This window comes from Kitasatospora sp. NPDC085879 (assembly GCF_040686255.1).
In the GTDB taxonomy this organism is placed as follows: domain Bacteria; phylum Actinomycetota; class Actinomycetes; order Streptomycetales; family Streptomycetaceae; genus Kitasatospora.
Map to the genome: position 1 here is coordinate 1 of NZ_JBFBJZ010000124.1, position 12,001 is coordinate 12,001.

The 12,001-nt window shown below is 71.5% G+C and carries 13 protein-coding genes and 2 pseudogenes; 8 read left to right on the forward strand and 7 right to left on the reverse strand.

Features of this window, described 5'->3' with window-relative positions:
• Nucleotides 1-126 precede the first annotated feature (126 nt).
• From AB0P35_RS39920 to AB0P35_RS39935, 4 genes and pseudogenes are all read right to left on the reverse strand, one after another.
• A pseudogene (locus AB0P35_RS39920) lies at nucleotides 127-210 on the reverse strand (integrase); the annotation flags it as partial.
• Nucleotides 211-540: 330 nt separating this feature from the next.
• Nucleotides 541-879, reverse strand: a complete 339-nt coding sequence (locus AB0P35_RS39925; RefSeq protein WP_363521091.1) for an RNA polymerase-binding protein RbpA — start codon at nucleotides 877-879, stop codon at nucleotides 541-543.
• 168 nt (nucleotides 880-1,047) lie between these two features.
• A complete protein-coding gene (locus tag AB0P35_RS39930; protein ID WP_363521093.1) occupies nucleotides 1,048-1,176 on the reverse strand; it encodes a hypothetical protein in 129 nt (42 codons plus the stop codon).
• A gap of 56 nt (nucleotides 1,177-1,232) precedes the next feature.
• Nucleotides 1,233-1,403 (reverse strand): hypothetical protein, encoded by a 171-nt coding sequence (locus tag AB0P35_RS39935; RefSeq protein WP_363521095.1) that lies wholly within the window; start codon nucleotides 1,401-1,403, stop codon nucleotides 1,233-1,235.
• A 228-nt stretch (nucleotides 1,404-1,631) separates the two neighbouring features.
• On the opposite strand from AB0P35_RS39935, the gene AB0P35_RS39940 reads away from it, so the two are divergent.
• Nucleotides 1,632-1,916 (forward strand): hypothetical protein, encoded by a 285-nt coding sequence (locus AB0P35_RS39940; RefSeq protein WP_363521098.1) that lies wholly within the window; start codon nucleotides 1,632-1,634, stop codon nucleotides 1,914-1,916.
• On the opposite strand, the gene AB0P35_RS39945 is transcribed toward AB0P35_RS39940, so the two are convergent.
• On the reverse strand, nucleotides 1,911-2,819 hold the full coding sequence (locus tag AB0P35_RS39945; protein ID WP_363521101.1) for a LysR substrate-binding domain-containing protein: 909 nt from the start codon (nucleotides 2,817-2,819) through the stop codon (nucleotides 1,911-1,913). The genes AB0P35_RS39940 and AB0P35_RS39945 overlap by 6 nt on opposite strands.
• 267 nt (nucleotides 2,820-3,086) lie before the next feature.
• Here AB0P35_RS39945 and AB0P35_RS39950 point away from each other — a divergent pair, with 267 nt between their 5' ends.
• From AB0P35_RS39950 to AB0P35_RS39960, 3 genes and pseudogenes are all read left to right on the forward strand, one after another.
• Nucleotides 3,087-3,863, forward strand: a complete 777-nt coding sequence (locus AB0P35_RS39950; protein ID WP_363521104.1) for a gamma-glutamyl-gamma-aminobutyrate hydrolase family protein — start codon at nucleotides 3,087-3,089, stop codon at nucleotides 3,861-3,863.
• Nucleotides 3,769-3,988: pseudogene (locus AB0P35_RS39955) on the forward strand (GntR family transcriptional regulator); the annotation flags it as partial. The gene AB0P35_RS39950 and the pseudogene AB0P35_RS39955, both read left to right, overlap by 95 nt.
• Before the next feature lie 739 nt (nucleotides 3,989-4,727).
• Nucleotides 4,728-5,477, forward strand: coding sequence for an ATP-grasp domain-containing protein (locus tag AB0P35_RS39960; protein WP_363521107.1), 750 nt, complete (start codon nucleotides 4,728-4,730; stop codon nucleotides 5,475-5,477).
• 799 nt (nucleotides 5,478-6,276) lie between these two features.
• Here AB0P35_RS39960 and thpR read toward each other — a convergent pair.
• Both thpR and AB0P35_RS39970 read right to left on the reverse strand, forming a co-directional pair.
• Nucleotides 6,277-6,894 (reverse strand): RNA 2',3'-cyclic phosphodiesterase, encoded by a 618-nt coding sequence (gene thpR, locus AB0P35_RS39965; RefSeq protein ID WP_363521110.1) that lies wholly within the window; start codon nucleotides 6,892-6,894, stop codon nucleotides 6,277-6,279.
• A gap of 513 nt (nucleotides 6,895-7,407) precedes the next feature.
• Nucleotides 7,408-8,061 carry a glyoxalase gene (locus tag AB0P35_RS39970; protein ID WP_363521113.1) on the reverse strand — a complete coding sequence of 218 codons (654 nt, stop codon included), beginning with the start codon at nucleotides 8,059-8,061 and terminating at the stop codon, nucleotides 7,408-7,410.
• A gap of 352 nt (nucleotides 8,062-8,413) precedes the next feature.
• On the opposite strand from AB0P35_RS39970, the gene AB0P35_RS39975 reads away from it, so the two are divergent.
• From AB0P35_RS39975 to AB0P35_RS39990, 4 genes are all read left to right on the forward strand, one after another.
• On the forward strand, nucleotides 8,414-9,106 hold the full coding sequence (locus AB0P35_RS39975; RefSeq protein WP_363521116.1) for an ester cyclase: 693 nt from the start codon (nucleotides 8,414-8,416) through the stop codon (nucleotides 9,104-9,106).
• Nucleotides 9,107-10,248: 1,142 nt separating this feature from the next.
• Nucleotides 10,249-10,905 carry a hypothetical protein gene (locus AB0P35_RS39980; RefSeq protein WP_363521119.1) on the forward strand — a complete coding sequence of 219 codons (657 nt, stop codon included), beginning with the start codon at nucleotides 10,249-10,251 and terminating at the stop codon, nucleotides 10,903-10,905.
• Nucleotides 10,906-11,016: 111 nt separating this feature from the next.
• Nucleotides 11,017-11,415, forward strand: coding sequence for a roadblock/LC7 domain-containing protein (locus AB0P35_RS39985; protein WP_179419842.1), 399 nt, complete (start codon nucleotides 11,017-11,019; stop codon nucleotides 11,413-11,415).
• A gap of 73 nt (nucleotides 11,416-11,488) precedes the next feature.
• Nucleotides 11,489-11,893 carry a hypothetical protein gene (locus AB0P35_RS39990; RefSeq protein WP_095878416.1) on the forward strand — a complete coding sequence of 135 codons (405 nt, stop codon included), beginning with the start codon at nucleotides 11,489-11,491 and terminating at the stop codon, nucleotides 11,891-11,893.
• Nucleotides 11,894-12,001 lie beyond the last annotated feature (108 nt).

Below are 12,001 nucleotides of genomic sequence, written 5' to 3' on the forward strand. Positions count from 1 at the left end.
CGGACAACGTGATCGACACGGCAGAAGGCCCAGGATGTGACACTCGAAAAGGGTAGCAACTTACCCTCGTGATTTGCGGCGCAAGACACTAGTGCTGTGACCGCATGGGTTCGCCGGGTTGCTTGATCAGGCGGCGCGGGGGCGTCCGCCCCAGCGGATGCCTTGCTCGCTGCGGATGCGGGCGCGCTCGTTGCGCTGGGCGGCCAGGACGACGGCCGGGTGCGGCTCCCGGGCCTGCCGGCCGCCGACCAGCACCAACCGCTCGAACCGGCCCCCGCGGACCTCGACCACGCCGGTGGTCACCGGCCGGTCCGTCACCAAGGACACGAGCCCGTTCTCCCCCGCATCCACCGCGAGCGCGACGTAGTGCTCCTCGCCGGCCAGGAAGAAGTCCGGGGTCTCGACGACGTACACGGACGACCAGGCCACCTCGGCCGAGATGTCCGGCCGGCGGAAGGTCACCGAGGTCTCGGTGACGGTGATGTCGGCGGGGCCCTTCGCGGCCGCGTCCGCCTTCACCCCGCGGTGCCGTGCCGGGAGTTAGATGGTCCCGCGCAGCTTGGCCAGTGCCTCGTTGAGCAGGATCTCGCCGTCTTCCTGGCTGCGGCGCTGCCGGACGTAGCCCAGGTGCGTCATGTACGGAGCGTTGCCCTGGGCGACAGGCACGTCGTCGGGGTCGGGGCCGGCGGGCAGACCGCAGCTGCGGCAGTCCCACGCCTGCGGGACCACGGCCTCGATCGCGAAGCTGATCTGGGTCTGATGGCCGTTGCCGCACCAGAACGACACCGCTGTACGAGGGGCGAGATCGCCGCGCTCGGACTCCCCCATCGGCCCTGAACCGATCCGCGCGCCCCTGATGCCGCCACGTCCCTGTGCCACGATCGCTCTCCTCGGCCATGATGTCCACGCCTCGGATGTGCATGGGGACGCCCAGCCTACGGCCTCCTGGCAAACCTTGCCCACAGCCCCCCCTGCGCAGGCGCTGGGCCGTCGCCGATCTCTGGACATCAGCCCCCTGTGGCTTCCTCGGACGGCCGCCGGCCCCGGCTATGCGATGCCGGTCTGGGTCATGGTGAAGGCGATGTACTCGGCGGGGCGTACCGGGGCGACGCCGATGTCGATGACCGCCTTGCCGTCCGTCGAGTCGGGCGGGTTGTTGGTACGGCTGCAGATCACGTCGAACGCCTGGTCCGGGGCCTGGCCCAGGAGCGCGCCGCGTCGCCACTGGTCCGTCAGGAACGAGTGACGGAGCCGCGTAGCCTCGCCTGCGGCCGCTCGCCGTTCGGTTCGTAAGCGGCCCAGTCGGTGCCGGTGCGGAGGGATTCGGCGAGGTAGCCGACCAGGCGACGGACGTTCAGGTGCTGCCAGTCGGGGCTGGTGGACAGCGTCCGGGCGCCCCACACCACCACACCGCGGCCCGGGAACGCGCGCAGGCAGCTGATGCCGGCGTCGTTCAGCGGGCCTGCCCGTCGTAGGTCAGCGGCGTGTGCAGCGCGTCGGCGGCCTTCACGCTCTGGTTCGCGGGCGTCTTGAACACCCCGCGCTCGGCATCCGTCCGGGCCCGGATCCCACCAGGTGGCTCGTCGGCGGAACCTGTCGGTGGCGGACGGGTGGCAGGCGCAGGACCCGCAGTGTGCGCGCCGGAGAACAACGTCGAGCGCGACATCCCGTTCGCCCCGGAGGCCGTCGCAGACCTGCGCACCTGGGCAGCAGCCGTGCTGGAAAAGTGGGACCTCGACGACCTGGTCTTCGCCACCGAGCTGATCCTCAGCGAGCTCGCCACCAACGCCATCCGCTACGGCACGCCGCCCGCCCGGCATAGCCGTCCCGAACGGGTCAGCCCGCCCCCGTCCGCATACCTCACACACCATCGAATACGGCCACCACACCAAGCCCGTCACGCGTACACCTCATGAGAGGGCGGCCAACGTCTGCATCGTGAGCATCTGCTCCAGGGCGACCAGGGCGCGTGGGGCGTGCCGGGTGTCGATGCGGACAGCGTAGATGAAGCGCGTCAACTCCGGTTCGGCCAGGGGGCGCGCCACTACCTGGGTGCTACCGCGCGGGAGTGCCAGCCGCGGCATGACGGCAACGCACAGGCCGGCGGCCACGAAGCCGAGCACGGTGTTGAAGTCGTCACCCTCGTACTCCAGGCGGGCTCGGAAGCCCGGCGTCTTGGCCATCTGGGCGAGCAGTTCCAGTCGTAGTGCGGCCTCCGGAGCCGCGATCCACGTCTCCGACGCGAGGCTGGCCAGATCGATGACGTCCCGGTCGGCCAGGTGGTGGTCGACCGGGACCACCGCAACGACCGGATCCCGCGCGAGCAGGGTCCGGCGCAGTGTCCGGGGCGGCGGGAGGGGAATGAAGTCGTAGTCGTAGCTGAGGGCCAGGTCCATGTCTCCCCGCTTGAGCCGGCTGTAGCTGGCTTCGGGCTCCAGTTGGGAGAGGCTGACATGCACGTCGGGATAGGTCGTGTGCAGCTGCGCCAGCGCTTGCGGGACGATGCGGGTGGCGGCGGAAGCGAAGGCGCCGAGCCGGATCCGTCCGGCCGTACCCGCGCGCATCGCGTCCAGTTCCACGGCTGCCGCTGCCAGAGCGCTCCGGACCCCCTGTTCGGCGTCTAGCAGGACCTCGCCGGCAGGGGTGGCCCGCACGGGGCGGCGCTCGAGCACTCTGAGTCCCGCGCGACGCTCGAGTTCGGCGATCTGCTGCGAGACCGCGGGCGCGCTGTAGCCCAGCTCTCGTGCGGCGGCGTTGAAGGAACCGTGGCGCACAACGGCTTCGAGGGTGGCAAGGAGTCGGGGGTCGAGTCTCTGCACTGAGTTAAGGCTCACTTATCTGTCGCGAAGACGTCTTTTCTTGTGCTTAAGGAGGAACGACAGCAGGATTCTTGCTCACGGCCCGGATGCGCAAGCCTCCGCTCCCGGGCCCTGGCCAACCCTCTCTCCCGCCGTCGGGCGCGCCTGTGCGCCGTGGGGCCCTGCCCCGCTCCTCCGGAGCCCGCACGCACACGCGCCCGTCGGGCGGGTGGGCTGCGGAGGAGACGGCCGCAGACGATCTATTCCCAGGTCCCGAAAGGACGTGGTATGCCGAAGCCGCTCATCGGACTCACCACTTACCTCGCCGACGCACAGTGGGGCGAGTGGGAGTTGCCCGCCGCACTGTTGCCCGCGGCGTACACCAGCTGTCTCCAGGCGGCGGGCGGGCGCGCCGTCCTGCTGCCGCCGGACGCGCCGGAGGCCGCGGCCGATGTCGTCGGGCGTCTGGACGCGATCGTCCTGACCGGCGGCGAGGACCTGGATCCCGCGCTGTACGGAGCGCAGCCGCACCCGTGCACGGGACCGCCGGTCCGCGAACGCGACCAGTGGGAACGAGCCGTGCTGGCCGCCGCCCTCGCACGTGACATGCCGGTCCTTGGAGTGTGCCGGGGAATGCAGTTGATGAACGTGCACGCGGGCGGCACCCTCATCCAGCACCTGCCCGACACATTGGGTCACAACGGCCACAACCCGCACGAGGGCCACTTCTTCTCCCATCCCGTCACCACGGTGCCGGGGACGCGGATCGGCGCACTTCTTCCGGCGACCAGTCAGGTCGCCACGCACCATCATCAGGCGGTGGACTCCCTCGGGACCGGTCTGGTCGTGGCCGCCCGCGCGGAGGACGGCACCGTCGAGGCGATCGAAAGCACCCGGCACCGCTTCGCCGTGGGCGTGCAGTGGCACCCCGAGATGGCGTTCGCTTCGGCGGTGGTGTACGCCCTGGTGGCTGCCGCGACGTCCACCGCGAACGCAGGTCCGAACCGTCCCGCGGCACGTCAGCGCCACGGAAGCGGTGTTCGGCCACCTGCCCAGCGCCGTTGAGCGCGACGAGTACGCGGTGGGCGACAGGCTTCCCTCCGAAACGGGGCTGTGCCGGACCCCGGAAGGCCGGCTGGCCAGTGCTGCGGGAGCCGCTCCGGGCTCCGCAGGCCATGGGCCCGACCGTCGTCTACGGCGGCGCCGGCCGAGCCAGCCTCCGGGATCGGTGACGGCACGGAACCTGCGGGCAGCTGCCTCGGTGGCGCCGCTGCTGGTGTCGTGGCCGGGGGCGTTCTGGTTCACGGGGTACGGCTCCCTGTCAGGGTCGTGGACGTGACAGGTGTGCGGGATGCCGGCCGCCCGCGGTGATGCGCAGACGGCCCGGCCCGGGCCGGGTCAGCCGTTGAGGCGGATCGGCATGAGGGTGTGGCGGTACTCCAGGTTGGTGCTGTCGCCGCCGGCACCGGCGAGCGCCACGGGCTTGGTCGGCTCGGTGATGCCGATGCGGACCTCGGACGCGGCGACGGCGCGCAGCGCGTCGGCGAGGAAGACCGGTTGAACGCGATGGTGAGCGGGCCACCGTCCGGGCCGCAGGCGGGGCCTTCGGACCGGGCGGGGATGCGGTCGGTGGCGTGGGCGCAGTCGCCGTGGCCGGCCTCCAGGCGCAGGTACTGGCCGTCGGCGGAACGGGTCGATCTGCTCCGGCGACCGGCGGCCGGCACCTGGCGTCGCTCGGGGCCGTCCGTTCGGCCGGGCGGCCGGTCGTCGTCATGCTGTGCCCGACTACTCCCCGACCACCCTCGGCCACCGTCCGATCGGACGTCCGACAACCGGGCTGCGGTGGCGGTGGCAGTGCGGCTAGCGTGGCGGTCTTGCGGACTGGGGGAGGTTGCGGTGTTGGTCATGCCGGGGCGGCGGACGTCGACGATGGAGTTGTTGGCCGTCGAGGCGGCGGGGCGTGGGATGGCGGTCCGGGCGGCGGAGGAGCTCGGCCCGGTGGTGGGTCCGGCGCACTGGTACGGCGGGCCGCTCGCGGGTGCGCAGCTGGCTGACAGGCTCGGCTTTGCGCTGCTCGAACCGGTGGATGACTGGCTTGCCGAGCTGCCGGAGGAGTTCACCGGTCGTCAGGTCCGGGTGGGGACTGTCGCGGACGCGTTGGCGCTCGATCGGCCGATGTTCGTCAAGCCGCCGCGCGACAAGTCCTTTCCGGCGGACGTCTACGCCGACGGCTCCCGGCTGCCTGCCGGGCTGGACCCGGGAACACCGGCGCTTTTCTCGGAGGTGGTGACGTTCGCGGCCGAGTACCGGCTGTTCCTGTTGGACGGGCGGATCGCCACGGCGAGCCGGTATGCGGTGTTCGGCCGGCTCGATGCGCGCCCGCTGCGCACGGACGGGACGGACCGCGCGGACCGGGCCGTGGGTGCGGAGATCGCGGAGTTCGTCGGCCGGTTGGTCGCGGTGGCCGGGCACACCCTGCCGAGCGCCGTCGTCCTGGACGTCGGACAACTGCTCGACCCGTACCGTGCGGGGCATCGCTGGGCGGTGGTGGAGGCCAACATGGCGTGGTTCTCGCACGCGTATGCCGCGGATCCGGGGCGGGTGTTGGACGTGGTGCTGCGGGCGGCGGGGCCGCGCGAGTGGGTACGGCCGGGCGATCTGGCATTCGTCCGGTCCTGACCCGTCCTGCGCGAGTCGCCGGCTCGCGTGGCGCCCGGGCCCTGAAGGCGTCGCTCGTCCGACGTGGTGTCAGTTCCGCCCGCAGCGGCCCGCGTCCGGCTCCCGCCGGCTCCGCGCGGCCTGCTGCAGCCGTGTGCGGGTCGAGCGGCGGGGCCCGTTGTGGGTTGTGGATGGCGGCCACCGGCAGCGGTGCCTGTTCCGTCATCCTGGACAGCACTGTGCCTGACACGGCATCGCCGTCGCGTGGTGGCCGTCTGCATCATCACCTACCTGCTGGCCGTCGTCGTGGCCGTGTTCCACAGCGACGACAAACGCCGCGAAGCGGCCGTTCGAAATCCTCGACCGGAACCCGCTGAACGGGAACCGGAAGCCACGCTGAAGCCTTCGCCGCCGAACTGCGGCGGATCAGCGACGAGGCCGTCACCGAGGTGGCGTCCGCCATGGCGCTCGGGCGTGCCGACGGGATCGGGCTGCAGAAGAGCGAGACAGGGGCGCAGCGACGGGCGGGCCGGGGAACGACGTGCTGCAGCGTCCCGGGACGGCGGCTGCGACCGTGCCGGACAGCGCCTGGACGGTTGTGACAGGCCCCCGGAAGACAACGGTCGGCCCGCGCAGCACCCACACGGCCAGGAGGCACAGGAACACCCGGCCCCGCCTCGTACCTGACGGGGACCGGCACTATCCGGGTGTCGGCGTACCCGGACGCCGTCCGCCAGGGCGCCTCCGATGCTCCCTTGCCCGCCGCACCCGGCCGACCGGCGGGCACGCCACGGGCGTGAGGAGGCGCCCCGCCCGTCGGCTATGGCTCGGCGGGAGTACTGTTGCCCCCGGCCCGGACCTCGGCGCCGAATCGCCACGCCTCGATGTCGCGGTAACGGATCGGCCCGGGGCCACGGCCTATGTTGCTGCCGACCAGGTGGAGACGCTCGGTCCGCCACGGTCGGCCCACGAACCCGGTGAGCCCGGCCGCAGCCTGCGGCACGCTGGTGGGATCGTCGCGACGGGACCGTGCCAGCGTCAGATGGGGGCGCAACGGGCGGTCACTGAACTCGATCCCGCAGGACCTGACCAGGTCCCGGACGTCGGCTGCGAGCAGATGCAGTCCCTCCAGGTCCCCGTCGATCCCGCTCCACAGCAGTCGCTCGTCGAAGTGGCCGCCCCCACGCAGGCCCAGCTGCAGGGCGGGGTGCGACGCGGCCCGGCCGGCCAGCACCGACCGTAGCAACGGCACTGCCGTGGAGGGCAGTTCACCGAGGAAGGCCAGGGTGATGTGCCAATCCTCGATCCGGTTCCACCGCAGCCGTGGGTACCTGGCGTAGGCGGGCTGCAGGGCCCGGGCCAGCTCGTCCTTGGCGTCGTCGGGCGGAGCGAGCGCCACGAAAACGCGCAGGGTCGAGGGCGCGGGGGGAACGTCCACCAGGGATTTCTAGCACCTCTCCAGCGTTCCCGGCCAGCCGGCACCAGCACCGGGAACAGCCACCCCTGACAGCCGGCTGCCGGGGGCGGCTGCGGCGTCCCTGCCCCGGACCGGACGGGCGCTGCGCAGTCGCTCGGAGGCGGTGCGGGGTGCCCCGCCGCCCGGCTGGCCGACGGCTGTCGGCTCCCCGGCACTCGTCGCCCAGGACGCCGCCGACACGCTCCGGCTCCCCGGCCTGCTTCACCCGGCCGACCGACGGCGGAACCGGCCCGGGCAGCACCTGGTCGACACCGACGACGCCGACGACACCGTCCCGCACCGTGCAGGAGGGCGTCCTTCGGGTTGCAGGTCCCGCTGCCGCTCCCTGTGGCCGCGAACGCCGCCTGGCCGATGGCCCGCCCCCGAACGCCCCATGCCCCTTTCCCGAGATCTCCGGCCACCGCCGGTGGTGCCCTGGGGCGGCCCATGGGTGTGTACGGCCGTCTGGCCGCTGGGATCGGGATGGGCCGGTCGTCAGGACGGCGTCGGGGCAGCCTCCCAGGCGAACCCGTCCGGGTCGGTGAAGGTGTCGGCGGTGCTCCCGAGGACGATGCGGTGCGAGCCGGTGCCGTCGGCGGGGACGCCGAGGTCCTTGGCAAGGGCCCGGCGCTTGTACAGCGCCAGCTTGACGGGGTTGGCCTGCCCGGGGGCGAACTCGGTGTACTTGCCGCCGAAGCTCTTGGCCACGGTCAGGCCCCGGCCGACGTAGAACTGCTTGGTGGCCTTCACGTCCTCGACGCCGAGCAGCAGGACGACCTCGTCGATCACGCGGGTCGCGGGGCCGGTGTCCTTCTTCGCCGAGGTCGCGATCTTCCAGATCGTCCCGTCAGGGGCCTGGACGACGCCACCGTAGCCCCACAGCGACTTCGCGGCGGGCTTCAGCACCGTGGCGCCGGCGTCCACGGCGGCGCCGACGAAGCCGTCGACGGTGGCCGGCCCGGACACGGTGAGCGCCAGGGTGAAGCCGCGGAATCCGGTCGAGTGCGCCTCGGACGCCCGCAGGCTGATGTACGTGTCCACGCCGAAGTCACTGTAGAAGCGGCGGGCAGCCTCAAGGTCGGTCACCTCGACGGTGACGGACGCGAGGGACGTGTCGACTGTGGTGGAAGTGGTGGTTGCCATGACCATCACGCTAGGAGGTGCACGGCCGCCGAGGCTTCTCGAATCCTGACCGGTCTTGAGACTCGTTTCGGATCGAGGCCCGCCGCGGTGAGGAGCCGGCACAGGACGCCGATGCTGCCGGCCCTGCTCACCGCGGCAACCCGCGCTGTCCGCCCCGACCCCGACGCCCTGCCGGTCGGCGGGCGCCGCCGCGGAGCCGCCAGTGCGGACCGCCACCGCGCGCCGGGCCGGCGACGGCACGCACGGCAGCCGCATCGGCTCTGCACCGAAGCGCGGCCCGCCACCGCCCGGGGCACAGTGGAGTCAGCACATCCAAGCGGCGGGGCATCCGAGGGGGCACGGAATCGGGAGGTTCACGATGACGTTTGTGCAGATCGTCGAGTGCCGCACGGAGCGGCCGGACGAGCTCAACCAGCTGATGGACACCTGGATCGAGCAGACCCAGGGCAAGCGCACCGCCACTCACACCATGGTCGGGTCGGACCGCGAGGACGCCCAGCACATCGTGGAGATCGTCGAGTTTCCCTCGTACGAGGCGGCGATGCGCAACTCCGGTCTGCCGGAGACCGACCGGATCTTCCGGGAGATGGTGGCCCTGTGCCAGGAGCCGCCGACCTTCACCAACCTGGACCTGGTCCGCAACGAGCAGCTCCTCAAGGACGCGGCCCGCCGATTGCTGGTGGAACCCGCGACCGGGGACATGTCCGCCATCGACGAATTGGTGGCACCGGGCTACCGGGACCACGACCCGTCCATGGACGGCGACACCGTCGGCCCGGCGGCCGTCAAGGAGATGATCGAGGGCTACCGCCGCGCGTTCGACTTCACCTTCGAGATCCAGAGCCAGGTCGCCGAGGGCGATCAGGTCGCCACCCGCTGGATGTGGCGCGGCACCCACATCGGTGAGTACATGGGCATCCCGGCCAGCAACAAGACCATCGAGTCGTCCGGCATGACGATCTGGCGGTTCGAGGACGGCAAGGCCATGGAAGGCTGGTGGAGCTGGGACGCCGTCGCCATGATGCGCCAAATGGGCATGATGCCCGACTGACCGGGACCACGACACCTGCAGTCCGGCCGCCGGTAGACACAGTGGGTGAAGCACAGCCGGGCACCGCCCCTGACCGGCTGTGCTTCACGCGCAGACGATGGCTGCGCGCAGTCCGGGACCACGCGGCCTCGCCTCGGACCCGAGCGAGGCGGGGCTCACGACGTACCGGCCCTCGCCCTCGGATGCTGCCGGTGGCCGGCGCCATGGCACCTCCCTGCGGGCAACTGCGCTCACGTGCGCTGCCGCGGTAGGTCCAGGTCCGGACGGCGGCAGGGCGCGGCTCTGGCTGATCCGATCCGACCCCGGCCTGCACCTCGAAGCGCAGACGGGCGCAGTCCGTTCCGGAGCCGACCGCCTCGCCAAAAACTGGACCAATGCGCGCCCATTATTGAACTAATTTCAGCAGCCCCAACCATCCCGGCATGCAATTCTTTCATTTCTACGCCTGTCTCGACGCTGCCGCGGCCACCGATATCCCTGCCGCAGGGTCGGCGACCTTGACGGCGGAGACGGACGACGCCGGAGCCCCTCACCCCGTTCCGGACCGGATCGCCCGGTGCCGGCCCTCGCATTCCACACCGCACCAGCGAGCGGCACACCCGCAGCGGGTCGGCATCCGCGGCCTGTCGGGGGCTCCATCGCCGACCGCGCGGCGCCCGCCGCGGCACTCCTCGAAGGCCCCCTATCGCGCCACAATAATTTCGATCCCTTTCCGACCGGCCGTGAAATAATATGACAGCACCTTCACGTAATGTGACTAGTTTGACTGTTGCACAATTCTACGATTGCATAGGCCAGCAATTGGACGGCCCAGCATTTCTGCGATTTCGGTCGAGACCTGCACCTGGCACGGCCTCAGGCATTCTGCCTGGTTGTTTTCGAATGGATCGCGACGTGGGGAGGGTGTGCGGGTGACGGGTGAGGGGCCCACGAGAGGTTCCCGACTGCCTGCCGTCGCGCCGGCCGGCGGGGTAGGCGGACTTGCCAGGGCCTTGGCGCCGGCGTCGGGGGCGCCGCGGCACTGTGCGCTGGTCGTGGCGGGTGATCCGGGTGGAGTCGTCCACCTGTCCTGCGGGGCGGTCGCAGCGGTGGTGTCGCCGGGGGCGCCGGATGCCGTCCGGGTGCTGTTGGCGTCCGGCCGGGTGAGCGAGAACGACGTGTCGGCGCTGCGGCACGAGGCCGCCGGGGGGCTCGGTCCGGCCCTGCTGTCCCGTTCGCTCGTGGGCCCGCAGGAGCTCCAGGTCATGTGCATGATGTCCGCGGCGGATGCCGCCTTCGCGATGGCCGCCGGCCGCATCGAGGGCAGTGCCCCGGCCCCCGACTGCCCGCCTCCCCTGCTGTCCGCCCCGCAGGGCGTCGACTCCGACTGGCTGCTGCGGGAGACCGAGCGGCGCCTGGCCGCCCTCGTGTCCCTACGGACTCCGCTGTCGCCGTTCACCGACCGGGTGCGTGCCGCACCCGCCGCTCGTGCGCCCGACCTGTCCGGCGCCAGGCGCGACATCCTCCAGCACGCCGACGGGCACCGCAGTGCACGCGACATCGCCCTCCTGCTCGGGCGCGGCCTGTTCGCCGTGACCACCGAACTGTCCCGCATGGCCGGCGAGGGACTGGTCGAGGTGGTGGCATCCGATCCGCCACCGGACAGACGCGGCGGTGTCCCGACGGACCTGCAGCCGCCATCGACCAGGGCGCTGGGCCACCTTCCCCTGCGCCGCCGAGGTGCCAGCGGGATCAACGACGTCCTCCCGCTGCGACCCGTCTCCGCCCGTCACGCCCGGCCGGCCGACCGGGCGCCGTAGCGGGACTGCAGGCATCCGCTCCACCCGGGCCGCAGTGTCGCGGCTGCACGGGATCCCACCTCGCCGGCCGAGGACCGGCGAGGTGAACGTTCTTCGATCGACAGGAGAGTTGTGACCGACACGAGCAATGATCTGATCGCCGAGATAGGGGAACTGCGCGACAACGGCACCGGTGTCACCGGGGTCGTGGTCTCGGCGGTGGACGGCCTTCTCGTCGCCGCGGACACCGGCGACAGGGTCGACGGGGAGTGCCTGTCCGCCCTGGCGGCGGCCGTACTCGGCCTGGCGCACCGAGCCGGGGCAGCGACCGGGAGGGACGCCCTGCGGTGGAGCGCCGCCCGCTACGGCGACGGCTACCTCGTGGTGCGCCCGGTCGGCGACATGGGCGTACTGACCCTGCTGGGCGGCAAGGACATGGACCTGGCCCGGCTGGAGGGCCAGTGCGAGCAGGCCGTCCGGCGGATCGACCGCCTGCTCACCGCCCCGCGCACACCAGCCGCACACCGCTGAGGACCACCACCGGCCCGGACGGCGCACGCCCGGGCCCGAGAAGAGGAGCGCAGTGAACACACAGGGAACCAGCATGTCCGACCGGGTGTCGGGACTCGTCAAGATCCTTCGATCGGACGTGCCCGACTGCGTGGCCTCGGGCGTCATCGACATGACCACCGGCATGCTGCTGGCCGTGGAAACCGTCGACTCGCACCCGTCGGAGGTGCTCGACCTGCTCGCAGCCGCCACGCTCGACCTGTTCCAGGGCCGCAACGTGGCGATGATCGAGGGCATCTTCAAGGAACGCCGCGGCGTGGTGTCCGACCGGCACTACTTCCAGGAGATCCTCGTCAACAGCGACAACCTGACCCACCTCTTCCTGCGGATGGAAGGTGAGGAGGACGTGGTCGCCGTCGTGGTCTGCCGCAAGTCCGTCAACGTCGGCATGCTGTTCGCCCAGACCAGGCGCGCCCTGAAGCACCACGGCCGCATCTGACCGCACACCGGCCGCACCCTCGGTTTACCGGCCCTTTTGGGGCCGGAAAACCAAGCACCCCTGCCACAAACCCCGTTCACAAAAAACCCAGCAGACGCCCGCACACCG